The sequence below is a fragment of the Thalassospira indica genome, assembly GCF_003403095.1.
Lineage (GTDB): Bacteria > Pseudomonadota > Alphaproteobacteria > Rhodospirillales > Thalassospiraceae > Thalassospira > Thalassospira indica.
This window is the reverse complement of the sequence record NZ_CP031555.1, coordinates 1677566-1702014: the sequence shown is the minus strand read 5'-3', so window position 1 is coordinate 1702014 and position 24449 is coordinate 1677566. Positions and strand designations below refer to the sequence as shown.

Genomic DNA, 24449 nt, shown 5'->3' with positions numbered 1-24449 from the left:
TTAGCGCCAGGATTTGGTTGCCCGACGATCGACAGCACGCGGCACAATCCCGCGTGCGGCATTGCCAATCGCGTCCAAAACGTTGCTTGCGGCGATATCACACTGGCGATCGGCCATGCGTTTGAACCGTGCATCAAATACCGGCTTGCGATCGGCAATGTCGCGGGGATCGGATGCGACCTCTTCCCCGCGTTTGAATGCCTCGGGATCGAGCCAATCCAGCGTTAGCCCGGTCAGATCAAGACGCAGCACATCGCCATCCTTAAGATAGCCGATTGCACCACCTGTAAAGGCCTCGGGCACCATATGGCCGATGCAGGCACCCTTGGTCACCCCGGAATAGCGGCCATCGGTGATCAGCATCGATGAGGCTTCGAGAATGCGGTGATGGCGCAAGTTCTGTGACGGCGAAAACATTTCCGGCATGCCATAGGCTTCCGGCCCCTGCCCGCCAATGACGAAGGCAAAGGACAGATGGCCCTGCTCGAACATGTCCTTTGGCGCATTCATATCAACGCGGTTTCCACCATTCCGACGCACGACTGCCGCAATCAGTTCTTCATCAACGCCATCGGTTTCAATCAGGCGTGTAATCAAATCGGGCGAGGCAAAGTCAGCATTACAGACATGTTCGTTTTCGTAATAGCGCACGATGAAAACATGATCATCAAAGTGCGACAATAACCGGTCGCTCATACCCGAAGTTTTGACCGCACAGTTTTCAAAGAAACTGCCAGTCAGGACATCTACACCCGAACGCTGCCGGACCGGGTTGGCGCGAATGACCGATGCATCGCCAAGGGAGAGATCAACCGGGTTTTCCAGATTGGCAATCCGTTCTGCCCAGGTTTTCCCAAGGATGGTCGGTGCATCAAGATCCATCGCCACACCAAGATCGGCCAGAATGCGATAGATGCTTTCCATGCCGCGATTTTTGCCTTCGGCCATTTGCTGCGCCAAAACAAAAGTGTCGCGGTTTTCCGTCAGGCTGTGGGCGAAAATTTCCGGCACCGGCGTTTTGGTGCGCACATCCTGATAATCATCAATCGAGATATCAAAACCGGCATAGCGCATCATGAATGGCAGATGCAAAAGCATGTTACTGCTCGATCCCGTGGCATTATGAACACGCACGAAATTGGCGAAGTTGGCCTTAAGCAGATTGCCAATCGCATATTCCGGTTTGTTGAAAACACCAAACAGGGCATCGATCCCTGCGGCCACCGCCTCAAACGGTGGTACATCAGTCAGCAATTCCAGCTCCGGTGGGGTCAAACCGAACGCCGCCAACATGGTACGCGACGAATTGCCTGTCCCGTTAAAGGCACAAATGCCGCCCTTGGAGTCACAGGTCGCGGTTGCCAGTTCGTCCAGAACCCGACGTTCAAGTGCCCCGTCGATAATTCCCAGAAGCCGGGCACGTTCGAGCAACCCTGCAAACGCCTCGTCCGACGTGCATTGCAGGATATAGCGCATGTTTTCGCGGATATCGCCACCAAGGTCATCATGCCCGGCGGCATCGGAGTCAGCGGCGATTTTATCGAGCAACCGACGCGTGCCTTCGGGAATTTCACCGCCTTTAAGAACATGCGACGGTGCAAACACTGCCCAAACCGGTGCCTGATCACCACGCCAAGCACGTGCATGATCGGCCGCTGCCAGACCAGCCACCACAGCGGCAGGTGATTTGTCGCAGCCGGCAATCACATAGGCCGCGTGATAACTGTGGCCTTCAAAGGTGATATTGACCGCCGCCGCAGTATGGTTGCGCGATGCCAGTGAATAGCTTTGTCCGATATTGTTTTGCGCGGTGCCATCGCAAATCACCGGCACATGGAACAGGAACGGAACCCCGCCCATTTCCCAAATGCGCAGTGCCGCCATCAGGGCCTGCGGACGATCCAGAAGATGGGCCGGATGATCCGGCGCGCCGGCAATGATCGCAATGCGCGGGCGGTTTTCCACCAGACGCCCGACCACGTCCTTGATTTCAGGAACGGCAAAATTGCGACTACTGGCCACAACCGGGTTTTCGTTCACAGCATCGCGCAGCAACCGGACGACTGTGATCGGCTGGTTGGCGAGCCCCTGAATGCAGTCGCGATACGGGTTGGCTTTTTCATCGATGATGATTGGCTGATCAGAGATATTTGCAGGCGACATATACTGTTTTTTTCCAAGTTAGAGCAGTGGTCTCGGGGTGCGCAGCGGTCTTGGCACCCGTCGAAACACACGATCAGACGATGCCGCCATCCACGATGAAGTTCTGTGATGAACAGGCCGACGAAACATCAGATGCCAGGAAAAGAACCATCTGTGCAACATCATCCCCCACCAGCCGGCGTTTGACGCATTGCTGCTCCTGAATGCGTTCTTCATCCTCGGGAGAAATCCAAAGATCAAGCTGGCGCTGTGTCATGATGCAGCCCGGCGTCACCGCATTGACGCGAATGCCATATTCACCCCAGTCCCGGGCAAGCGCACGCGTGAGGCCAATAATACCTGCCTTTGCGGTCTCGTACGTTACCAGATCCGGCAGGCCCATCATATAACTCACAGAACTGAAATTGATAATACTTCCGCACCGTTTTTCCTTCATGCCCGGTGCGACTGCCTGGGCACAGAAGAAATGATGGTTCAGGTTCACATCCAGGCCATCACGCCACTTGTCAGGACTGATATCTTCGGGCGAATGCCGATCATCGCGCGCTGCATTGTTTACCAGAACGTCAATCGGACCAATCGCAACCGACATGTCGCGAACCGCATCGGAAATAGATGATTGGTTGCGCAAATCGAGCGATTTGTAGATCGGGGTTACGCCGTGCTCTTCCTTTATGGAGGCGATCAGTTTTTGCGCGGCGGCATCATCGATATCGAAGAACCCGACCCGCGCGCCCTGCGCACAGAATGCGCGCACGATCGAGGCGCCAATCCCGGATGCACCGCCGGTTACAAGCACGGATTTACCGTCAATGTCGTGATAACTCGCTGTCATAACGTTCCCTGTCTCTTTTAATATTATTTTAGGTGAACAAATTAATTGCTGCAGCGCACCACACTATAAACACCGCCAATTCAACCATTAATCGCAAACTGCGATATAAAAATGCGTGAAAAGCGATGAATTTAATTTATTCACTAAAAAATATTTGACAGGACGCCTTCTTCACGTCAACATTTTTTCGATAACAAAAATAAATGTCACCAGAAGACACATTTATTCAGGGAAGAAACCGATGAAAAAACTCCTATCAACGGCCATGTTGGCCGGAACCGTTCTGCTGTCTGCAAATGCCTTTGCTGCCGATCTGACTGTTGGTGTCAGCTGGTCGAACTTCCAGGAAGAACGCTGGAAAACCGATGAAGCCGCCATCAAGGCTGCTCTGGATGCTGCGGGGGCTGAATACATCAGCGCAGATGCCCAAAGCAATCCGTCCAAACAGCTTTCCGATATCGAAAGCCTGATCGCACGTGGTGCCGATGCCCTGATCGTCCTTGCACAGGACTCAGCATCAATTGGCCCGGCTGTCGAGAAGGCCCTGAACGAAGGCATTCCGGTCGTTGGCTATGACCGCCTGATCGAAGACTCGAACGCCTATTACATTACGTTCAACAACAAGGAAGTCGGCCGCCTTCAGGCCGAGGCCGTTTTTGCCGAACAACCGAAAGGCAACTACGTCTTCATCAAAGGCGCACCGACCGACCCGAACGCCAACATTCTGCACGAAGGACAGCTTGAAATCCTGCAGAAGGCAATTGACGCAGGCGACATCAAGGTTGTTGGCGAAGCCTATACCGACAGCTGGCAGCCAGCGATTGCGCAGCGGAACATGGAACAGTTCCTGACGGCTGCGGATAACAAGGTTGATGCTGTTGTCGCATCCAACGATGGCACCGCCGGTGGTGTTGTTGCAGCATTGTCTGCACAGGGCATGCAGGGCATTCCTGTATCGGGTCAGGACGGCGATCACGCTGCACTGAATCGTGTAGCACTTGGCACCCAGACAGTTTCGGTCTGGAAAGATGCCCGTCTTCTTGGCAAGCGTGCGGCTGAGATCGCCGTTGAACTTGCCAAGGGCACCAAGCTTGACGAGGTTGACGGTACCGAAGATTGGCAGAGCCCGAATGGTGTCACCATGAAGTCTTACTTCCTTGATCCGGTTGCGATCACCCAGAACAAACTTGATCTGGTGATTGATGCTGGCTGGGTATCGAAAGACGTGGTTTGCCAGGGCGTAACCAACAGCAAGGTTGCGGCCTGCAACTAGGCCAGCCTGTTTCCTCCGACCTTGCATAAACCCGGGGCCGACTGCATTTCACGCATCGCGCAGATATCGCAGTTCGGCCCCGCTGCTTTACGAGCTTTTTCATGTCACGACTACTTTCGAAAATGGAAGTCGACCGTCGTCTGGTTGGCCTCGCCGTTGTCCTGCTGATTATCTGGGTGGGTTTTGACATTGCCTCGGGTGGTCGCTTTATCACCCCCCGAAACATCTTTAACCTGTCGGTTCAGACTGCCTCTGTTGCGGTGATGGCGTGCGGCATGGTCCTGATCATTGTCACCCGTCATATCGACCTCTCGGTCGGGGCGGTCCTGGGTGTTCTGGCCATGATCATGGGGGTCGTTCAGACCGATGTCCTGCCACAGTTCCTTGATTACAACCATCCCCTGACTTGGCTGCTGACGCTTCTGGTCGGCATTGTTGTCGGTGGCCTGATCGGTTCCATTCAAGGCATGGCCGTCGGTTATCTTGGCGTCCCGGCATTCATCGTGACACTTGGCGGGCTTTTGGTCTGGCGCGGATCTGCATGGTGGGTCACACAAGGGCGCACTGTCGCCCCGCTTGATCAGAATTACATTCTGCTGGGCGGCGGCATCGAGGGAACGATTGGTGCCACCTGGAGCTGGATCGTCGCCTTGATCGCCATTCTTGCGATCATTTACGCCGCGATCATGGAACGCCGTCGTCGCCTTTCCTTCGAATTTCCGGTCAAACCAATCTGGGCTGAATACACCAACACGATTATCAAAGCAGGTTTGGTATTGATTGTTGTCGCGACACTGAATGCCTATCACCTGCCAACGCGTGCGGCAGAACGCCTTTTGGAAAACAAGGGCATTCCGGTCACGCCAGAAAACCTTGAAATTTCGCATGGCATTCCGATCCCGCTTCTGATTGTTGCGCTTGTCGCGATCATCCTGACCATCGCAGTCAAACGCACCCGTTTCGGTCGCTATGTCTTTGCGATTGGTGGCAACCCGCAGGCGGCTGAACTGGCCGGGATCAACGTCAAACGTATGACGGTGGCGGTCTTTGCCCTGATGGGCGTCCTTTGCGCGATCAGTGCGGCGATTTCATCTGCCCGCCTGCAGTCGGCCGGTAACGATTTGGGCACGCTTGACGAACTTCGCGTGATTGCAGCTGTGGTTATTGGCGGCACCTCGCTTGCCGGCGGTCTTGGGACGATCTATGGCGCGCTGATTGGTGCGCTGGTGATGCAAAGCCTGCAAAGCGGCATGGCGCTTTTGGGGGTCGATACCTCGTTGCAAAGCATCGTCATCGGCCTGGTTCTTGTCGTCGCCGTGTTTAGCGACAAGTATTTCCATCGCCGTTACAGCGACCCGACCGCGTAAGGAGACCCGTGATGACTGATCCAAACATGACCAAAGATCCGCTGGTCGAAATGCAAGACATCCATATCAGCTTTGGCGGGGTGAAGGCTGTTGATGGCGTATCAATCGATCTTTATCCCGGCGAAGTGGTTGGCGTTCTGGGCCATAACGGTGCGGGCAAATCAACGCTGATCAAAATTCTTTCCGGTGCCTATCAGGCCGATAGCGGCCAGATCATTGTTGATGGCAAGGAAGCGAAGATCGAGAACGCGCGTGATGCACGCGACAACAATATCGAAACGATCTATCAGAACCTTGCACTCGCCGACAATCTGGACGCCGCCCAGAACCTGTTTCTGGGACGTGAAATCACTGACAAGTTCGGGTTTCTGGATGATGCCGCCATGGAACACAAGGCGCGTGAAGTTCTTCATCGCCTGAACCCGAACTTCAAAAAGTTCACATCCCCGGTGTCTGCCCTTTCGGGCGGGCAGCGCCAATCGGTTGCGATTGCGCGTGCTTTGTTGTTTGAGGCACGCGTGTTGATCATGGATGAGCCCTGCGCGGCCCTTGGCGTTCATGAAACAAAGATGGTCGGCGAACTGATTGACCAATTAAAGCGTGACGGTTTGGGTATTTTGTTGATTAGCCATGATCTTCATGATGTGTTTGACCTTTCTGACCGGTTGCATGTCATGAAGAACGGAAAACTGGTTGGCAGCGTTAGAACCGAAGATGTCACACATGACGACGTACTTGGGATGATCATTCTGGGCAAAATGCCCGAGCACCTTCTGCATCTGGCTGGCCCCGGCGCGACCAATGCAACGGGTGCTGCGAATGGCACCACCCACAGATAAACAAGCGAGACACCGAGATGACCACAGGCTTCCCCATCAACGCCCAAGACATCCTGCCCGATGACGCAATTAATGCTGTCCTGATCGGGCGCATCTGGGACCCGCGCGTTTCAGGACCGACACCGGTGCTTCTTGATGGTGAAACGCTGCGCGATATCAGCAGTGTCGCACCAACCGTCAGCGAAATCCTTGAACTTGATGACGTTCTGGCAAAGCTTTCAAATCCGGCAAGCTTCCCGACTGTCGCCACACTCAGTGATATTCTGGACCAGTCCCGTCCGGGGGCCGATGAAAACACCCCGCATCTTCTGTCCCCCAATGATCTGCAGGCGATCAAGGCAAGTGGCGTGACCTTTGTGGCAAGCCTTCTTGAACGCGTGATCGAGGAACAGGCGCGCGGTGACTCAAGCAAAGCCGATCAGATCCGCACCGAAATCACCGGCATTATCGGTGATGACCTGTCGCAGATCGAACCGGGTTCGCAAAAGGCCGCCGATATCAAAACCGTGCTGCTCGAAAAAGGCGCGTGGTCGCAATATCTTGAAGTCGGGATTGGCCCGGATGCGGAAATCTTTACCAAGGCCCCCGCGATGTCAGCCGTCGGGCATGGCGCACATGTCGGTTTGCACCCGATTTCAAACTGGAACAATCCGGAACCGGAAGTGGTTCTGACGGTGACGTCAAAGGGCAACATCGTCGGCGCCACCCTTGGCAATGACGTCAATTTGCGCGATGTCGAAGGGCGCTCTGCCCTGTTGCTCGGCAAGGCAAAGGACAATAACGCATCCTGCGCCATCGGGCCGTTCATCCGGCTGTTTGATGGCAAGTTCACGCTGGAAACTGTCAAATCGGCAGATATCGCCATGGCCGTCGACGGGCCCGAGGGATATCACCTTGATGCGGTCAGCTCCATGAGCCAGATCAGCCGCACACCCGAAAGCCTTGTTTCACAGGCGATCGGCAAACATCATCAATATCCGGATGGTATCATGCTGTTTCTCGGAACGATGTTCGCCCCGACCGATGATCGCGGTGGTGCGGGCAAGGGCTTTACCCATGAAATGGGCGACCTTGTCAGCATCTCGACACCAAGCCTTGGCAAACTGGTCAATCAGGTCGACCGTTCGGATGCCATTAAACCCTGGACGTTCGGGATCAGCGCGTTGATGAACAACCTTGCGCGTCGCGGATTGCTCTGACCGCGGGCACATTAAATTGCCCGGATGGGCATGTTAACAAGGATACTGACCCACCACATGATGCGCCGTACAGAAAGCGAAACACCGCGCCAGCCCTCCCAGACGGCGATCTTGCGCTATCTGCGCATGCATGGCCCTGCTGCACGCATTGATATCGGTACGGCAACCGGACTAAGCCCTGCGACCGTTACGTCACTGACAGCCGACCTGATGGCGCAGGGCCTGGTGCAGGAAAGCGAAGGCGGCAACAATAACGGCAATGGAAACGGTAACGGAAATGGAAACGGTAACGGAAATGGGACAGCCACCACACGTGGCCGGCCAAAGGTGTTGCTTGATCTGGTGCCGAATGCTGCCTGTGTCATCGGGGTAAAAATTACGATCAATCAGATCGAAATTGCGCTGGGTAACTTTAAAGGCGAGATTGAGCGAAGTATCGAGCACAGCATCAATACCCGCGATCTTGGTGCGAACGAGTTGACCAGAACCCTGATTGCATTGATTGATCGTTTTCTCGAACGCAATCGCGATTTCTGCATCCATCCGCCCGCGGGCATCAGCATCGCCATTCAAGGGGTGACCGACAGCAATAGCGGCGAGATCATCTGGTCACCAGCGCTCCGTCATCGCCATATTCCCTTGGTCAAATCACTCAGCGAACGATATGGCAGCGCTGTTCAGATGTCGAACGATGCAAACTGCATCGCAACGGCGATCTCGCAAAATACCAACCTGCATAATGATGGCGACTTTGCCGTGATCATGCTGGGCTACGGGATCGGCATGGGACTGGTTCTGAATGGCAAGGTCTATAACGGTGATTTCGGGACTGCTGCGGAATTCGGCCATACCAAATACCAACCTGACGGGCCGCTGTGCAATTGCGGCCGACGTGGATGTCTTGAGGCCTATATCGGGGACTATGCCGTCCTGCGTGATGCATGCGGCGTGATTGACCTGCCCGATACCAATAATCTGCACCCCAGCGAAGAACAGATGATGGATCTGGTTGCCCGCGCCCGTCGTGGCGATACCGGCCTTGCCGAACTTTTCCGCCATGCTGGCAAGGTTCTTGGATATGGCATCGCCAATCTGATTGCCCTGCTGGGCCCCAAACAGATTTTCATTACCGGATCGGGTGCCCGGGCATTCGACATGATGGAACCGGAACTCAGGCGCGGTCTGGACGAGGCACAGGTGCCGGAACTCAGCCGAAATCCGAAAATCACCTATCTTCCTTGGGACAAGGACCTCGCCCTTCAAGGGGCGATTGGCCAAAGCCTGCTCAGGCATGACGAAAACATGTTTCAGGCCACCGCAACGGTCCGCGACTAACAAAAAAAAGCCGCCCAAATGGGCGGCTTCTTCTTTTCAGCAAAACTGTCGCGAAGAGATATCGCTTACGCGATGTCTTTCGGCAGAACATCGGTCGGAATGTTCTGATAGCAAACTGGACGCAGGAAGCGACGGATCGCCATGGTCCCAACCGAGGTTGCCCCGAAGTTGGTCGATGCCGGGTATGGTCCACCATGTACCATGGTGTCGGATACTTCCACACCGGTCGGGAAACCGTTGGCCAAAACGCGGCCAGCCTTGTGTTCAAGAATCGGCAGGAGTGAACGGGCATCTGCCGCATCGCCGGCATCAAGATGCAGGGTGCAGGTCAACTGACCTTCAAGCGATTTGGCAATCTTGCGCATTTCGGCAACGTCCTTGACGCGAACAACAAGGCCGAGCGGGCCAAAGACTTCTTCGCCAAGCTCATGGTTGGCAAGCCAGTTTTCACCGGTGGTCTCAAACAGATACGGCGTTGCATTGCGCAGATCACAAGACGTGGTCAGAACTTCTTTAACACCCGACGTCGCCGCAACACGCTTTGCACCAGCGCGATAGGTTTCTGCCATGCCATCGGTCAGCATGGTTTGCGGACCAACACCCGAAAGGCCTTCCTTGGCGGCGGCAACGAATGCATCGGCATCAGGACCTTCGATCACAACCGCGATGCCTGGGTTGGTGCAGAACTGACCAGCACCCATGGTAAGCGACCCTGCCCAGCCTTTACCGATTTCCGCACCGCGTGCCTTAACAGCAGTCGGCAGCAGGAACATCGGGTTTACCGAACCAAGTTCGCCAAAGAACGGGATCGGTTCCGGACGGGCAGCACACAGATCATAAAGCGCACGACCACCGCCAAGCGAACCGGTAAAGCCGACCGCCTTGATCAGCGGATGCTGCACCAGGCTCTGACCCACATCGCGTTTGCCGCCCTGGATCAGGCTGAATACGCCCGGGTGAACACCACATTTCTTGATCGCGGCATCAATCGCCTGGGCAACGATTTCACCGGTGCCCGGATGGGCCGAGTGACCCTTGACCACGACCGGACAACCAGCAGCCAGTGCCGATGCGGTATCACCACCCGCGACCGAGAAGGCCAGCGGGAAGTTGGACGCACCAAAGACTGCAACCGGACCAATCGGACGCTGCATCAAGCGAAGGTCAGGACGCGGCAGCGGCGCACGATCCGGCAGCGCTTCGTCATAACGACGATCCAGATATTCGCCGTCAAGGATGTGGCTGGCAAACAGGCGAAGCTGACCGACGGTACGACCGCGCTCACCCTGAAGGCGTGCTTCGGGCAGGCCGGTTTCCTGGGTACCGATTTCGGTGATTTCATCGCCACGCGCATCGATTTCATCGGCAATGGTGTTGATGAATTTCGCGCGTTCTTCGCGGGTTGAATAGCCGTAAGTCCAAAAGGCTTCTTCGGCGGCCTTTGCGGCCTGATCAACCAAGGCGGGCGTGCCGACCGGGAAGGTGTTGGCCGGGCCATGGGCCGGCTCGGACTGGAAGGTCGTCTCGCCAGCGACCCATTCACCGGCAATCAGATGTTTTCCTGTCAGGGTATAAGACATTTCAATCGATCCTTTGGAATGCGTGGATAGGGGTAAATTGATTACATGAAGGTCAACGTAACCGCGATTTTACTGACTTGCCAGCCATTCCTCATACTTTTTATGATTCTCTTCTTTGGTGCAGGGATAAAGTCCGATGATTGACGCCCCATTGGCCACCTGTTCGATCACAAACGCCTCATAACTTTCCATGCCTGCACAGGCATCGGCAATCTCGTCTGCCAGATGGGCGGGGATCACCATGACCCCGTCGGTATCACCAACAAGAACGTCGCCCGGGAAGACAGCAACATCGCCACACGCGATCGGAACGTTGATATCAAGCGCTTCGTGCTTGGTCAGGTTGGTCGGCGCTGACGGACCGGCACAGTAGGCAGGCATGTCAAGTTCACCGATCCCCTCGGCATCGCGGAAACCGGCATCTGAGACGATCCCGGCACCACCGCGCACAGCCAGACGGGTAACAAGGATCGACCCGGCAGACGCCGCAGACGCATCCTTGCGACCATCCATCACCAGAACATGGCCCGGCGGGCAGGTTTCAATCGCAACACGTTGCGGATGGTCTTCGTTGCGGAACACCTCGATCGGGTTGCGGTCTTCACGTGCGGGGATATAGCGCAGTGTAAAGGCCTGTCCGACCATGTTCTTCTTTTTCGGTGCCACCGGTCGAACACCCTGAATGAACTGGTTGCGCAGGCCCCGCTTGTAAAGCTGGGTGGCAACAGACGCCGTCGAGGTGCGCATCAGTTTTTCGCGCGTGGCATCAGACAATACATATTCCGTCATGGTCGGTGTCCTTAGAAAATGTCAGGTTCGCCGGCAGTTTTGCCGAAATCGGTTTCAAGGAAGTCAAAATCGCAGCCCTGATCGGCCTGGGTCACATGACGCGAGAACATGTAGCCATAGCCACGTTCGAAACGGGGCTCGGGCAGTACCAGGGCCTTGCGCCGCGCTTCAAGCTCTTCCTCGGGAACGAGCATATCAAGCGAGCGATTTGGCAGATCAAGGCGGACCGTATCGCCATTTTTCAAAAGGGCGAGTGGCCCACCAACATAACTTTCCGGGCTGACATGCAACACGCACGCGCCGTAAGATGTGCCGGACATGCGGGCATCGGAAATCCGCAACATGTCACGATGCCCCTGTTTGATCAGGGCCTTGGGAATGGGCAGCATGCCCCATTCCGGGAAGCCCGGGCCCCCCTGTGGTCCGGCATTGCGTAGAACCATCACATGATCAGGCGTGATTTCAAGGTTCTCGTCATCAACAGCCTTTTTCATTTCAGGATAGCTGTCAAACACCAGCGCCGGTCCTTCATGCACATGGTATTTGGGATCACAGGCGGCCGGTTTGATCACCGCACCGTTCGGGCAAAGGTTGCCCTTCAGCACGGCAAGCGAGCCTCCCTTATAGACCGGATTATCAAGCGGGCGGATGACATCATCATTATAAACCACCGCGCCCTCAAGGTTTTCACCAAGGGTCTTGCCGGTCACGGTCATGCAACTGGTATCCAGACGATCTTCCATCTGCTTCATCAGGGCGCGCAAGCCCCCAGCATAGAAGAAGTCCTCCATCAGGTAATCCTTGCCCGACGGGCGAACATTGGCAATCAGCGGCGTATTGCGGCCAAGTTCGTCAAGATCTTCAAGCTTGAGGCCCACACCTGCACGTTTGGCCATCGCAATCAGATGGACCACCGCATTGGTTGAACACCCGGTCGCCATGGCAACAATCGCAGCATTTCGGCAGGAGCCATCGGTGATGATCTGATCCGGTGTCAGGTCTTCCCAGACCATATCGACAATCCGGCGCCCACAATCAGCCGACATGCGCTGATGGCCGCTATCGACTGCCGGGATCGAGGATGCACCGGGCAGCGTCAGCCCCATGGCATCGGCAATCGCCGTCATGGTAGATGCGGTACCCATGGTCATGCAGGTCCCGGCAGACCGGGCAATGCCGCCCTGAATGCCAAGCCACTCGTCGTCGCTGATATTGCCGGCACGACGTTCATCCCAGTATTTCCAGGCATCAGAGCCAGAACCAAGGATTTTCCCGGCATAGTTGCCACGCAACATCGGGCCTGCGGGCAAATAGATCATCGGCACGCCAGCCGAAATCGCCCCCATGACCAGACCCGGGGTGGTTTTATCACAGCCGCCCATCAGAACCACGCCATCAAGCGGATGCGAGCGGATCATTTCCTCGGTCTCCATGGCAAGCAGGTTGCGATAGAGCATAGAGGTCGGCTTGGTGAAGCTCTCATCGACCGAAAGCGACGGCAGTTCGACGGCAAAACCACCAGCCTGTGCAACACCACGTTTAACATCAACAACGCGTTCGCGGAAATGGGAGTGACAGGTATTGAGTTCCGACCAGGTGTTCAGGACACCAATAATCGGCTTCCCACGAAAATCGTCTTCGGAATAACCAAGCTGCATCATTCGGGACAGATGTCCGAATGTGCGCAAATCGTCGGGGGCGAACCAGCGTGCCGATCTCAGGTCCTGAGGCTGTTTCTTAGTCATTGTCTTATCCTCGGAATGTAAAACGCGACCATGCTTGCAACGGGCGGCACTCAGAAAGGCGATCTCCGGTCTTGGACGCAAACGCCGTGGCCTGAGGATTTCCGCCGCCGCTGACAGGCACAGAAAGATATTCACTTGTGACTGCTTAATATAGTAATATATTAGTGCATGTCGGGCAAGACGCCTGTATACAAATTGTGTGACCAGAAATGAATTGCGGGAACATCATGGTCGAAAACCTGTTCAAAGAAGCACCGATCGCAAAAAAGCGCCTGCCCAAACTCAAGCGGGGCTCGGCAAGTACGCAGCTCCATGATTCCTTGCGCAAGCGCATCATCGATCTCGAACTTGCGCCAGGCCAATACCTGTCACGGGCCGAAATCGCCGAAGAATACGGGGTCAGCCAGACACCAGTACGTGATGCGTTGCTCAAGCTTGAAGAGGAAGGCCTTGTTGACACCTTCCCGCAATCCAAGACAGAGGTCTCGCGCATTGATGTCGAGCAAGCGCTGGAAACCCAGTTCCTGCGTCTGTCGGTCGAGCTGGAGGTCACCCGCCGTCTCGCCAATGCCAAAGACCCTGCCCTGACTGTCAAAGCGCACTCCATCCTTGCTCAGCAAAATGCGGTCAGTGCCGCAAACGATCTTGATACCTTTGGCAAGCTTGATCGCGATTTCCATTACGCGCTCTATGAGGCTGCCGGTGTTGCCCAACTTTACGGTGTGGTTGAAGCCAGGTCAGGCCACATTGACCGCCTGCGCAAGCTCAACCTGCCCGACCCGGGAAAATCGGCATCCATCCTTGATTGCCATGCGCGCATTCTGGCCGCGATTGACAAGGGTGACGCCGATACTGCCTGCGAGGTCGTTCGCGAACATCTGATGGGAACACTTGCCACCGTCGATGCCATTCGCGAACGCCATCCATCCTTCTTCTAGGACGGCGCGGTTACCCAAAGGCAACCTAACCGATCAGGCCGTTCCCCTTCATAAAGCTTGAAAGCTTTTCCTGCTGGGCGTCGGTCAGCGGCCAGGCTGATGGCGGGCGTGTAGCCCCGCAATCATCACCCAGTAATTTGAGCGCTGCCTTCACACCGGTGACGTTGGTGCCGTTCATTTCTTCAGCCCGGACTTCCTCGAATGCCTTCATTTCGGCGATCAACTGGCGCGCCTTGGCATAGTCGCTGGCTTCAAGGGCCGCGTGAATGGCCATGGACCGTTCCGGCCAGACATTAATCAGGCCCGAGGTAAATCCACGTGCGCCAACTGCATAAAATGCCGGTGCCCATGTTTCGGCAAGGCCCCCAACCCAAACGATATCCGGATCGCAGGCATGGATGGCCTCGGCCAGTTTCATCGGGTTGGGCGTCGCCCATTTAACGCCAGCGACACCTTCGACCGCGCACAATTCGGTAATTGCCTTAGTGCCGATGGCATCGTTACGCAGATACAGCATCATCGGCAGACCACCGGACGCATCGGCAACACGTTTGATGTAGTCAACAACACCGCGCGGGGCGACAAACGGGTCTGGCGGTTGATGGATCATCAATGCCTCTGCCCCGGCCTCGGCCGATGCCTTGGCCAAGGCGCAGGCATCACGCACTCCGCGTCCAATCCCGGCCAACATCGGTGCCCGGCCATCAAGTATTTCGGCCACCGACTTTGCCATCGTGATTGCCTCATCGGTGGTCAGAGCATAAAATTCGCCGGTATTGCCATTCACGACCGGGAAATGGACGCCAGCCGCCAGCGCACGATCAATCACCGGGACAAGCTTTTTGGGCGCGACATCGCCATTGTCATCATAGGGCGTGACCAGAATGCCCGAGATGCCAGACAAGACGGCGCGCAATTCAGTTTTTGAAAGTGCCATGGTTTTCTTATCCCCGTGCCGTGGCCCGCGTGCCGCGGATCAAATATCCGACTGACCGGCGGGACCATCTTGTAATATTTAATTACATCTTGAATAACAAGTATACGCGGATATGGCAATTCCAATTATGCGCTCAAGACACCGGAAAGCGCGGTTCAGGCAGACGTGTACAATTACACCTGTGTTGCAAACAGGTGATCATCAAAAAGTTACAAGTTGGAAAGAGCCGCTTACAGGTCAGGCAAAGCGGCGAAACAGACCACGCCGTTCGCGGCAGATCATGGTCAAACCGGCCTTCCGCGCGAGGTTTACCGCCGTCAATGTCGGGCCCGAAAGGGTGACAAGCCCGCCAACCCCGAATTGCACGGTCTTGGTAACAATTTCATAGGAGCAACGACTGGTCATCAGAATGAACCCGCCGGTCGGATCGATCCCCTGTCGCGCGATGGCGCCAAGCACCTTATCGAGTGCATTGTGGCGACCGATGTCTTCACGGACCAGAACGATGTTACCGCTAACATCGACAAAGGCGCTGGCATGTAGCAACCCACCGCCTTCGCGATTGCGGGTCTGATGATCGGGAAGCGCGTCAATCGCCCGCAAGACGACATCCTGCGTCATGTTGGACGGCGTGACCGTCCCGATCTTGTCCATGGCGACGGCTTCAAGCGACTGGACGCCGCACAAACCGCAACCTGATCGGCCTTCGAGTGTCCGTTGACGATCGGCAAGACGATCAAAGACATCTTCATGCAGATCAGCCTCGATCACATAACCCTGCAGGGTCTTGCGCACGTCGCGCAGCGTGATCTGGGAAATGTCATCGGCAATGCCTTCGGACAGGGCAAAGCCGACCATGAAGTCTTCAAGGTCGTGAGGTGAAACCATCATCACCGCATGGGAATGACCATTAAACGTCAAAGCAGCCGGGACTTCCGGCTGCAACATGATCGGTGCGTCATCATTACCATCATCGCCTGACACGGCGCGCGCAAGATCAACGTCGCGCCCGTCCAGAATGCGATTTTCCGATGGCTTGGCCATCATGCGGTTTCCTTGACCTTCCGGATTTTTGGCGCTGCCTTGATGACCAAAGGATGGAAGTCGGCCTTGCCTTCGGCGATCATGTCAAACAGCTGCTTGCGCATGCGCGGTTCCCAGAAATCGCTGATATGGTTGGCAACACCATCCACGCCCTCGCCCTCCGGCTGGGATTTGAAAAAGGTCGCGATCTGATTGGCCATATAGACAAGTTTGTCGGGTGCCATTGCGGTTCACTCTTTGAATGTAAGCTTTGTATTCAAGCAGGACGCGCCAGACATCATGCCAAGGGAGTATAGCACAATGTCTGGCTCGTTATCCTATTCGGCGGCATCAACGCGCGGTTTGATCCGACGCGACTGTTCGGCCTGACGATCATATTCGACCTGCCATTCGGTCGGGCCATTGGATGACGAAACCTGAACAGCAGTAACCTTGTATTCCGGGCAGTTGGTCGCCCAGTCGGTATAGTCGGTCGTAATCACGTTGGCCTGTGTGCCCGGATGGTGGAAGGTCGTGTAAACCACGCCCGGCGCAACACGATCGGTGATGGTGGCGCGAAGGGATGTTTCGCCCGACCGGGATGCCAGACGTATCCAGTCGCCTTCACGAATGCCACGCTGTTCGGCATCGTGCGGGTGGATTTCCAGAAGATCTTCCTTGTGCCAGGCGGAGTTTTCCGTACGGCGGGTCTGGGCACCCACGTTATACTGACTAAGGATACGGCCCGTGGTCAGCAGAAGCGGGAAGCGCGGACCGGTACGTTCATCGGTCGCCACGTATTCGGTCACAACGAACTTGCCCTTGCCGCGAACAAAGCCATCGATATGCATGACCGGGGTCCCTTCGGGCGCCTTATCATTACACGGCCACTGAACCGATCCTTTGGCTTCAAGCAGGTCATAGTTGACGTTGGCAAAGCTTGGCGTAGTCTTGGCGATTTCATCCATGACCTGCGACGGATGGGTGTAGTTCCAGTCAAGCCCCATCGCACGGGCCAAGTTCTGGGTAACTTCCCAGTCGGCAAAGCCGTTCAGCGGCGTCATCACCTTACGCACGCGGTTAATGCGGCGCTCGGCGTTGGTAAAGGTCCCGTCCTTTTCAAGGAAGGTCGACCCCGGCAGGAACACATGCGCGTAGTTGGCGGTTTCATTGAGGAACAGGTCATGGACGACCACACATTCCATCGCCGCCAAGCCCGCCGCCACATGTTTGGTATCAGGATCAGACTGAAGGATATCTTCGCCCTGAATATAGATGCCCTTGAACGTACCTTCGACAGCGGCATCAAGCATGTTCGGGATACGAAGACCCGGTTCGTCATCCAGTTTGACGCCCCAGATATCTTCAAAGATATCGCGGGTGGCACTGTCCTGAATATGGCGATAGCCCGGCAGCTCGTGCGGGAAGGATCCCATATCGCATGAGCCTTGCACGTTGTTCTGACCACGCAGCGGGTTCACCCCCACACCCGGACGACCAATGTTACCGGTCGCCATCGCAAGGTTGGCAATCGCCATCACAGTGGTTGAACCCTGACTGTGTTCCGTCACACCAAGACCGTAATAAATCGCGCCATTGCCACCGGTGGCAAAGGTACGCGCGGCCTTGCGCATGGTTTCGGCATCGACACCGATCATGTCGGCAACGGCCTCAGGGCTGTGTTTCGGATCGGATACAAACGCCGCCCAATCCTGGAACTCGTCCCAGTCGCAACGTTCACGTACGAAAGCCTCGTCAAACAGGCCCTCGGTGACGATCACATGAGCAAGAGACGTCAGAACCGCAACGTTGGTGCCCGGACGCAGCGGGATATGGGCAACCGCCTCGATATGCGGAGAGCGCACAAGGTCAATCCGGCGCGGATCGATCACGATCAGTTTCGCGCCCTGACGCAGACGCTTTTTCAGGCGCGAGGCAAACACAGGATGCCCATCGGTCGGGTTGGCCCCGATCAGGATGACAACATCGGTCTGTTCAACAGAATCAAAATCCTGCGTCCCGGCAGATGTCCCGAAGGTGGTTTTCAAACCATAGCCGGTCGGCGAATGGCAAACACGTGCGCAGGTATCAACGTTGTTGTTGCCAAACCCGGCACGGATCAGTTTCTGAACCAGGAAGGTTTCCTCGTTCGTGCAACGCGACGAGGTAATCCCGCCCAGCGCGCCCTTGCCGTATTTGGCCTGAATGCCCTTGAACTTGTCCGCGGTGAAACGAAGGGCTTCTTCCCAACTGACTTCCTGCCACGGTTCATCAACGCTTTCGCGAATCATCGGGTTGAGGATGCGGTCCTTGTGATTGGCATAGCCATAGGCAAAGCGCCCCTTCACACAGGAATGCCCACGGTTGGCCTTGCCATCCTTATAGGGGACCATTCGGACAAGTTCCTCGCCGCGCATTTCCGCCTTGAACGAACAGCCGACCCCGCAATAGGCGCAGGTGGTAACAACGGAGTGTTCCGGCTGGCCGATTTCAATAACGGATTTTTCCTGAAGCGTTGCCGTCGGGCAGGCCTGTACACAGGCACCACAGGATACGCATTCGGAATCCATGAAATCTTCATGCATGCCCGGCGACACGCGGCTTTCAAACCCACGACCTTCGATGGTCAGCGCAAAGGTGCCCTGTACTTCTTCACAGGCCCGCACGCAACGCGAACAGACAATGCATTTCGACGGGTCGTAGGTGAAATACGGGTTGGTTTCATCCTTGGCCATATAGCGGGGGTTTTCTTCACCGTTCTGGCGAACCTGAACGTGGTTTTCTCCCTCATACCCATAACGCACGTCGCGCAGGCCAACCGCACCTGCCATGTCCTGCAATTCGCAATCGCCATTGGCTGCACAGGTCAGACAATCGAGCGGATGGTCAGAGATATAAAGCTCCATCACGCCTTTGCGAATTTTCTTAAGCCGTTCGGTCTGGGTATGAACAACCATGCCATCAGATGCTGGCGTCGTGCAGGATGCCGGGGTGCCGTTGCGGCCTTCGACCTCAACCAGACACAAGCGGCACGAGCCAAACGCATCGACCATGTCGGTCGCACACAGTTTCGGGACCTGAATACCGGCCTCCATCGAGGCGCGCATGACAGAGGTGCCTTCGGGCACGGTAATGTCCTTGCCATCAATGGTCAGGGTTACCGTCTTTTCGGAATTCTTGGCGGGGGTTCCGTAGTCAACTTCTTTGATCAAGGACATCGTTTCACTCCGCAGCTATATCAAGCGCGCGTGGCTTGAAGTCATCAGGGAAATGGGTCAGTGCACTCAGGACCGGGTACGGGGTAAAGCCGCCCAGTGCGCACAGCGATCCGAATTTCATGGTCTCACACAGATCGCGCAGCAGCTCGATCTGCAATTCAGGCTGTTCACCACGTTCAAGCTTGTCGACGACTTCGGTGCCACGGATCGAACCGATGCGGCATGGCGTACATTTGCCGCATGATTCAATTGCACAGAATTCCATGGCAAAGCGGGCCTGCTTCATCATGTCGACCGTGTCATCAAACACGACAACACCGGCATGGCCGATCAATCCATCACGCTTGGCGAATTCTTCGTAGTCAAACGGCGTATCAAACAGTTCCTTGGGGAAATAGGCCCCCAAAGGACCACCGACCTGAACCGCCTTGACCGGACGCCCTGTGGCCGTCCCACCGCCGATTTGTTCGACAATTTCACCAAGGGTCAGACCAAAGCCGACTTCATAAAGCCCGCCATGTTTGACGTTCCCGGCAATCTGGATCGGGATGGTGCCCCGCGACCGGCCCATGCCATAATCGCGATAATATTCCGCACCCTTTTCCAGAATGACCGGCACAGAGCACAGCGAAATCACGTTATTGACGACAGTCGGTCGGCCAAGGAAGCCTTCAAGGGCGGGCAATGGTGGCTTGGCACGGACAACACCGCGCTTGCCTTCCATGCTGTTAAGAAGGGATGTTTCCTCGCCACAGACATAGGCACCAGCCCCCATGCGGACTTCCATATCGAACGCCTTGCCGGAACCAAGGACGTTATCGCCCAGAACACCGGCGGCACGGGCGACCTTGATCGCCTCGTTCATGACATCAATCGCAGTCGGATATTCTGAACGGGTATAGACATAACCCTTGGTCGCCCCGGTGGCGAGACCGGCAATGATCATACCTTCGATCAGGACAAACGGTTCGCCTTCCATGATCATGCGATCGGCAAAGGTCCCGCTGTCGCCTTCATCGGCGTTACAAACAATGTATTTCTGATCAGCTGGTGCTTCGCGCACCGTGTTCCATTTGATCCCCGTCGGGAAACCGGCACCACCACGACCTCGCAGGCCACTGTCGGTAACGGCCTTGACGATTTCTGCGTCCGTCATCTTCAGCGCATTTTCAAGCCCGGTCAAGCCTTCATTGGCGCGGTAATCTTCAAGCGATACCGGATCAACAATGCCGCAGCGCTGGAACGTCAGGCGCGACTGGCTTTTGAGGAACGGGATATCCTGGGTGCGGCCGAGATACAGTTTATGGGGGCCACCTGTCAGGAAGTCGGCCTCAAACAATGCGTCGATGTCATCGGTACTGACCGGGCCATAGGCGACACGCCCGCGCGGGGTTTCGACCTCGACCATGGGTTCCAGCCAATACATGCCAAACGAGCCGTTGCGCACAATCTTGACATCCGAACCGACCTTAGATGCCTTTGCAGCAATCGCGGATGCGACTTCATCGGCGCCCAGTGCGACGGAACCGGAATCAAGTGGAACGTAAACCTTCATGCTCATGACCCCACCTTTTCCAGAATGCGATCCGCACTGACGCGACCAACAACCTTGCCATCAATCATCGCGGCTGGCGCGCAGGCACAGAGACCAAGGCAGAAAACAGGCTCCAGCGTGATTTTGCGATCAGCGGTGGTCTGCGACCAGTCGACTTTCAAATGACGACGTATCTGATCACCAAGGGCATCGGCCCCCATGGCCTGACAGGCTTCGGCCCGGCAGATCTTGATGACATGCTTGCCGGCCTTTTCTTCGCGGAAGTCATGATAGAAGCTTGCCACCCCGTGGACTTCCGCCCGGCTGAGGTTCAGCTTCTTTGCAATTGTCTGAAGCGCGCCATCGGGGATATAGCCAAATTCTTCCTGCACCTCGTGCAGAATTGGCAATAACGGTCCTTCCAAAGTGATCAACTGATCACAAATGGCAGCGACGCGGACATTCTGGTCCTCGGTCGTTTCCGACATGCAAGCCTCTCTCTCAAGCATGTTATCAAATTCTTGTTTATTATGAACATTGTCGGGCATTGTCCCGACCTGTTCAATAAAGCCATCCCGTTACGCGATAGCGAAAACCTATCAAGCGGTTTGCAGCTCCGAAATCCGGGCGGCTTCTTTCAAAAGTGCTGAAACCACTGGGGTTGCAGGTTCGCGTTTTGCCGCGATCAGGCCAACCGTGTGGGTGGCATCCGGCTCAATGATCGGGATCGATTTGACCCGGTCACGCATCCCAAAACTTTCGACCATTTTTTCCGGCATGATGCTGGCCCAGTTGCCGGTTTGCACATGGGTAAACAGCGCAATCATGGAATCGCTTTCAAGTGTCGCACTGACCTTTGCCCCGGCGGCATCAAGATGCTGATCGATGATGCGGCGGTTCTGCATATCGGGTGTCAAAAGACATAGCGGCAATTTGGCTGCTTCGCGCCAGGTGATCGTTTCCTGGCCTGCCAGATCATCGATGTTTGATGTCAGCAATTGATAACGTTCGCGATAGAGCGGGATGGCGGTTACCTGCCCCAAGGGTTCGTTATCAAGATAGGTAATCCCGGCATCAATCCGCAGATCATCCAGCAATGCCTGAATTTCGGCCGAAGTCCGTGACAGGATGGCAAAGCTGACATCGGGGTGCTTTTCGCGAAATGGTGTCGTCAGCTCATGGACCATCGCAAGGGCTGTCGGGATGACGGCAATCTGCACCTGCCCGGTCAAACCGAACCGCATGGCGCGCATTTCATCACGCATTGAACGGGTGCTGCCGACAATATGGCGCGCCCATTCAAGAACACGTTCACCTTCGGGTGTCAGGCCCTGATAACGCGATCCGCGCTTAACCAGTACAACACCAAGATGATCTTCAAGCTGGCGCAAGGCGCTTGAAAGGGTTGGCTGGGTCACGCCGCAATGTTCGGCAGCATGGCCAAAATGCTGCTCGCGGGCGAGAACCATAAACATTTCGAGTTTATCAATCATGGCGTATCCGGCATCGCAAGGCGGATGCTTTTTATGGCGGTGACCGCGATCCTGTTTTCGGGTCGCTTTGTTTTTGACTGAACACTCTACGTCGCGGGGAAGTGTTCTGGTTGCAGGATAACCGATTACCCCTTCGGGCATAAAGGTTATTCCTGCAACAGAACGCAGATCCGGGCCGGATGAACAGAGCCCGGATCTGACCCCAGCATGATGTCCCACTCATGCCCGGTTTTGCCGGAAAGTGGAACCGGCAAAACCGGGCGCTGGCCATGGGTATGTTGGCCAGCACCCTTGGTCAGGTTAGGCCTTGGACGGAGCCTCGCTTCCGCCAGCTTGCTGCGTTTCCATGTGATGCTTTTCATGGATCGGGCTGACCAGTTTGTTGGCAACCAGCGCAATCGCAAGCAAAGCCGCCATGGCATACATGGTGGTGTTATAGAGGCTTGAGGTCGGATCAACCGTCCCTGCCGGTGCGATTTCCATCAGACGCCCGATGGTCACCGTTTTGGCCGCAACCAGTTGATCAAGCTGGGCAATACCGGCACCGAACTTTTCCTGGAAGGCCGCCGGATCCACCTTTGAGGCCAGATCCTTGATCGAACTTGTGACCGAGGCCTGACGCAACTGGGTGATGGCAAGCGGACCAAGCACACCGGCTGTGCTCCATGCGGTCAGAAGACGACCGTGGATGCCACCGACATATTTGGTACCGAAGATATCGGCAAGATAGGCCGGAATGGTTGCAAAGCCACCGCCATACATCGTGAAGATGATCATGGTTGCGGCATAGAACATGACAAGCCATGTCACAGCCGGGTTGATGCTGACCTGTTCTGCGGCAAACGGGATCGAAAGATAAAGCGCGATGCCCAGAATGAAGAAGCAGTAATAGGTGTTCTTGCGCCCGATATAATCCGACATCGACGCCCAGAAGAAACGACCGCACATGTTAAAGACCGAAATCATGAACACATAGGTCGCCGCAAAGGCAGAGTTCACAACCAGCGGCAAGGTCGTGCCAAAGATTTCCGTCATCATGGTTTTGGCAACGCCAATCACCCCGATACCAGCCGTCACGTTAAAGCACAGCACAATCCACAGCAGATAGAATTGCGGCGTTTTAAGCGCCTGATCGATATGAACGTTCGCATGCGTAATCATGCGTTTGGACGCGGCATCGGCAGTCGGCGGCGTCCAACCAGCCGGAAGCCAACCTTCGCGCGGCACGCGATAGGAAAAGGCCGCAATAACCATCACGATGAAATAGGCGACACCAAGCGTAAAGAAGGTCGCAGCCGCACCGGTGTTACCGGTTCCGACAACATATACGCCCTCTTCGATTGGCACCGGGGCCGAGGCAACTTGTGCGGCACCGGCAACCACGACTTCAACCATCTGGCCACCGACTTCGGCCATGCGTTTGCCGCCCTCGGTCACGAGGTTTACGGCACTTTCCGGGCCAAGATATTCCGGCACCTTATAGAACGCCGACAGCAGGCTTTCCTTGATCGGGGTTGCGATCATCGCACCACCGCCAAAGCCCATGATCGCCATGCCGGTCGCCATACCACGGCGGTCCGGGAACCAGCGAATAAGCGTTGATACCGGCGATACATAGCCAAGACCAAGACCACAGCCGCCAAGCGCGCCGTACCCCAGATACACCAGCCAAAGCTGATGGGTCATGATGCCAAGGCCACCGATGATGAAACCACCACCCCAGCAAAAGGCCGCAACGACACCGACCATACGCGGGCCGACTTCTTCAAGCCATTTGCCGCCAAATGCCGCTGCAAGGCCAAGAAAGACGATGGCAACAGAGAAAATCCAGACAACGGATTGCAGGCCCCAGTCACCGGAGCTTGCACTGACCACGCCAAATTCCTTGATCAGTGGCGGGTTGAAGATGCTCCAGGCATAGACGGAGCCAATACACAAATGAATAGCAATGGATGCTGGTGGCACTTTCCAGCGATTGAAATCGTCACCAGCGACGATGTGTTCTTTTTTGAGCTTGTCAAACATAGCGATGTTGTCCTCCCGGTCTTTGGATTTTCCTTGCCCTTCCCCGTCGCACAATCGGTCATGGTGCAGGGCAAACACGGTTAAATCCGGAACTCTCAACATCGCAATCGCCATGCCATTGCATAACAAGCGCCGTTTTCTGTCATTCTTCCAAAC

The 24449-nt window shown here is 55.8% G+C and carries 19 protein-coding genes; 6 read left to right on the top strand and 13 right to left on the bottom strand.

Annotated elements, in window-relative coordinates:
* Both DY252_RS07945 and DY252_RS07940 read right to left on the bottom strand, forming a co-directional pair.
* The gene (locus DY252_RS07945; protein WP_064789920.1) at positions 1–2163 is read right to left on the bottom strand and encodes a dihydroxy-acid dehydratase domain-containing protein; all 2163 of its coding nucleotides are present in this window, start codon (positions 2161–2163) and stop codon (positions 1–3) included.
* A 73-nt stretch (positions 2164–2236) separates the two neighbouring features.
* Positions 2237–2998: an SDR family NAD(P)-dependent oxidoreductase gene (locus DY252_RS07940; RefSeq protein WP_064789921.1), complete on the bottom strand. Its 762-nt coding sequence runs from the start codon at positions 2996–2998 to the stop codon at positions 2237–2239.
* 241 nt (positions 2999–3239) lie between these two features.
* Here DY252_RS07940 and xylF point away from each other — a divergent pair, with 241 nt between their 5' ends.
* The 5 genes from xylF (at position 3240) to DY252_RS07915 (ending at position 9011) form a co-directional block, all read left to right on the top strand.
* Entirely contained in the window at positions 3240–4271 is a 1032-nt protein-coding gene (xylF, locus tag DY252_RS07935) for a D-xylose ABC transporter substrate-binding protein (RefSeq protein WP_064781950.1), read from the top strand.
* Positions 4272–4372: 101 nt separating this feature from the next.
* Positions 4373–5638: a sugar ABC transporter permease gene (locus tag DY252_RS07930; RefSeq protein WP_082923566.1), complete on the top strand. Its 1266-nt coding sequence runs from the start codon at positions 4373–4375 to the stop codon at positions 5636–5638.
* 11 nt (positions 5639–5649) lie between these two features.
* Positions 5650–6477 carry an ATP-binding cassette domain-containing protein gene (locus tag DY252_RS07925; RefSeq protein ID WP_008892004.1) on the top strand — a complete coding sequence of 276 codons (828 nt, stop codon included), beginning with the start codon at positions 5650–5652 and terminating at the stop codon, positions 6475–6477.
* 17 nt (positions 6478–6494) lie between these two features.
* On the top strand, positions 6495–7676 hold the full coding sequence (locus tag DY252_RS07920; RefSeq protein WP_064789923.1) for a fumarylacetoacetate hydrolase family protein: 1182 nt from the start codon (positions 6495–6497) through the stop codon (positions 7674–7676).
* Positions 7677–7733: 57 nt separating this feature from the next.
* Entirely contained in the window at positions 7734–9011 is a 1278-nt protein-coding gene (locus tag DY252_RS07915; RefSeq protein ID WP_064789924.1) for an ROK family transcriptional regulator, read from the top strand.
* A gap of 65 nt (positions 9012–9076) precedes the next feature.
* Here DY252_RS07915 and DY252_RS07910 read toward each other — a convergent pair whose 3' ends face one another.
* The 3 genes from DY252_RS07910 to araD form a co-directional block, all read right to left on the bottom strand.
* On the bottom strand, positions 9077–10591 hold the full coding sequence (locus DY252_RS07910; RefSeq protein ID WP_064789925.1) for an aldehyde dehydrogenase (NADP(+)): 1515 nt from the start codon (positions 10589–10591) through the stop codon (positions 9077–9079).
* A gap of 69 nt (positions 10592–10660) precedes the next feature.
* Positions 10661–11380, bottom strand: coding sequence for a ribonuclease activity regulator RraA (locus DY252_RS07905; RefSeq protein WP_064781953.1), 720 nt, complete (start codon positions 11378–11380; stop codon positions 10661–10663).
* A gap of 11 nt (positions 11381–11391) precedes the next feature.
* Entirely contained in the window at positions 11392–13125 is a 1734-nt protein-coding gene (araD, locus tag DY252_RS07900; RefSeq protein WP_064789926.1) for an L-arabinonate dehydratase, read from the bottom strand.
* 209 nt (positions 13126–13334) lie between these two features.
* On the opposite strand from araD, the gene DY252_RS07895 reads away from it, so the two are divergent.
* Entirely contained in the window at positions 13335–14063 is a 729-nt protein-coding gene (locus DY252_RS07895; protein WP_231959787.1) for a GntR family transcriptional regulator, read from the top strand.
* A gap of 25 nt (positions 14064–14088) precedes the next feature.
* Here the strand turns inward: DY252_RS07895 and DY252_RS07890 are convergent, their stop codons facing one another.
* From DY252_RS07890 to DY252_RS07855, 8 genes are all read right to left on the bottom strand, one after another.
* On the bottom strand, positions 14089–15000 hold the full coding sequence (locus DY252_RS07890; RefSeq protein WP_064789927.1) for a dihydrodipicolinate synthase family protein: 912 nt from the start codon (positions 14998–15000) through the stop codon (positions 14089–14091).
* 237 nt (positions 15001–15237) lie between these two features.
* The gene (fdhD, locus tag DY252_RS07885; RefSeq protein WP_231959788.1) at positions 15238–16047 is read right to left on the bottom strand and encodes a formate dehydrogenase accessory sulfurtransferase FdhD; all 810 of its coding nucleotides are present in this window, start codon (positions 16045–16047) and stop codon (positions 15238–15240) included.
* On the bottom strand, positions 16044–16268 hold the full coding sequence (locus DY252_RS07880) for a formate dehydrogenase subunit delta (RefSeq protein WP_063090392.1): 225 nt from the start codon (positions 16266–16268) through the stop codon (positions 16044–16046). Before DY252_RS07880 ends, fdhD begins: the two co-directional genes overlap by 4 nt.
* Positions 16269–16361: 93 nt before the next feature.
* Positions 16362–19241 (bottom strand): formate dehydrogenase subunit alpha, encoded by a 2880-nt coding sequence (gene fdhF, locus DY252_RS07875; protein ID WP_064789929.1) that lies wholly within the window; start codon positions 19239–19241, stop codon positions 16362–16364.
* Positions 19242–19245: 4 nt separating this feature from the next.
* Positions 19246–20802 carry a formate dehydrogenase beta subunit gene (locus DY252_RS07870; RefSeq protein WP_064789930.1) on the bottom strand — a complete coding sequence of 519 codons (1557 nt, stop codon included), beginning with the start codon at positions 20800–20802 and terminating at the stop codon, positions 19246–19248.
* Complete coding sequence (locus tag DY252_RS07865; RefSeq protein ID WP_064789931.1) at positions 20799–21263, bottom strand: formate dehydrogenase subunit gamma; 465 nt, start codon at positions 21261–21263, stop codon at positions 20799–20801. Before DY252_RS07865 ends, DY252_RS07870 begins: the two co-directional genes overlap by 4 nt.
* Positions 21264–21374: 111 nt before the next feature.
* On the bottom strand, positions 21375–22268 hold the full coding sequence (locus DY252_RS07860; protein ID WP_064789932.1) for a LysR family transcriptional regulator: 894 nt from the start codon (positions 22266–22268) through the stop codon (positions 21375–21377).
* Between the two features lie 300 nt (positions 22269–22568).
* The gene (locus DY252_RS07855; protein ID WP_064789933.1) at positions 22569–24293 is read right to left on the bottom strand and encodes an OFA family MFS transporter; all 1725 of its coding nucleotides are present in this window, start codon (positions 24291–24293) and stop codon (positions 22569–22571) included.
* Between the last annotated feature and the right edge of the window lie 156 nt (positions 24294–24449).

What these genes read in the sequence shown, in the direction of transcription:
- DY252_RS07945 (WP_064789920.1), bottom strand. Translation starts at nt 2,163, where the DNA reads ATGTCGCCTGCAAATATCTCTGATCAGCCAATCATCATCGATGAAAAA.
- DY252_RS07940 (WP_064789921.1), bottom strand. Translation starts at nt 2,998, where the DNA reads ATGACAGCGAGTTATCACGACATTGACGGTAAATCCGTGCTTGTAACC.
- xylF (WP_064781950.1), top strand. Translation starts at nt 3,240, where the DNA reads ATGAAAAAACTCCTATCAACGGCCATGTTGGCCGGAACCGTTCTGCTG.
- DY252_RS07930 (WP_082923566.1), top strand. Translation starts at nt 4,373, where the DNA reads ATGTCACGACTACTTTCGAAAATGGAAGTCGACCGTCGTCTGGTTGGC.
- DY252_RS07925 (WP_008892004.1), top strand. Translation starts at nt 5,650, where the DNA reads ATGACTGATCCAAACATGACCAAAGATCCGCTGGTCGAAATGCAAGAC.
- DY252_RS07920 (WP_064789923.1), top strand. Translation starts at nt 6,495, where the DNA reads ATGACCACAGGCTTCCCCATCAACGCCCAAGACATCCTGCCCGATGAC.
- DY252_RS07915 (WP_064789924.1), top strand. Translation starts at nt 7,734, where the DNA reads ATGATGCGCCGTACAGAAAGCGAAACACCGCGCCAGCCCTCCCAGACG.
- DY252_RS07910 (WP_064789925.1), bottom strand. Translation starts at nt 10,591, where the DNA reads ATGTCTTATACCCTGACAGGAAAACATCTGATTGCCGGTGAATGGGTC.
- DY252_RS07905 (WP_064781953.1), bottom strand. Translation starts at nt 11,380, where the DNA reads ATGACGGAATATGTATTGTCTGATGCCACGCGCGAAAAACTGATGCGC.
- araD (WP_064789926.1), bottom strand. Translation starts at nt 13,125, where the DNA reads ATGACTAAGAAACAGCCTCAGGACCTGAGATCGGCACGCTGGTTCGCC.
- DY252_RS07895 (WP_231959787.1), top strand. Translation starts at nt 13,335, where the DNA reads ATGAATTGCGGGAACATCATGGTCGAAAACCTGTTCAAAGAAGCACCG.
- DY252_RS07890 (WP_064789927.1), bottom strand. Translation starts at nt 15,000, where the DNA reads ATGGCACTTTCAAAAACTGAATTGCGCGCCGTCTTGTCTGGCATCTCG.
- fdhD (WP_231959788.1), bottom strand. Translation starts at nt 16,047, where the DNA reads ATGATGGCCAAGCCATCGGAAAATCGCATTCTGGACGGGCGCGACGTT.
- DY252_RS07880 (WP_063090392.1), bottom strand. Translation starts at nt 16,268, where the DNA reads ATGGCACCCGACAAACTTGTCTATATGGCCAATCAGATCGCGACCTTT.
- fdhF (WP_064789929.1), bottom strand. Translation starts at nt 19,241, where the DNA reads ATGTCCTTGATCAAAGAAGTTGACTACGGAACCCCCGCCAAGAATTCC.
- DY252_RS07870 (WP_064789930.1), bottom strand. Translation starts at nt 20,802, where the DNA reads ATGAGCATGAAGGTTTACGTTCCACTTGATTCCGGTTCCGTCGCACTG.
- DY252_RS07865 (WP_064789931.1), bottom strand. Translation starts at nt 21,263, where the DNA reads ATGTCGGAAACGACCGAGGACCAGAATGTCCGCGTCGCTGCCATTTGT.
- DY252_RS07860 (WP_064789932.1), bottom strand. Translation starts at nt 22,268, where the DNA reads ATGATTGATAAACTCGAAATGTTTATGGTTCTCGCCCGCGAGCAGCAT.
- DY252_RS07855 (WP_064789933.1), bottom strand. Translation starts at nt 24,293, where the DNA reads ATGTTTGACAAGCTCAAAAAAGAACACATCGTCGCTGGTGACGATTTC.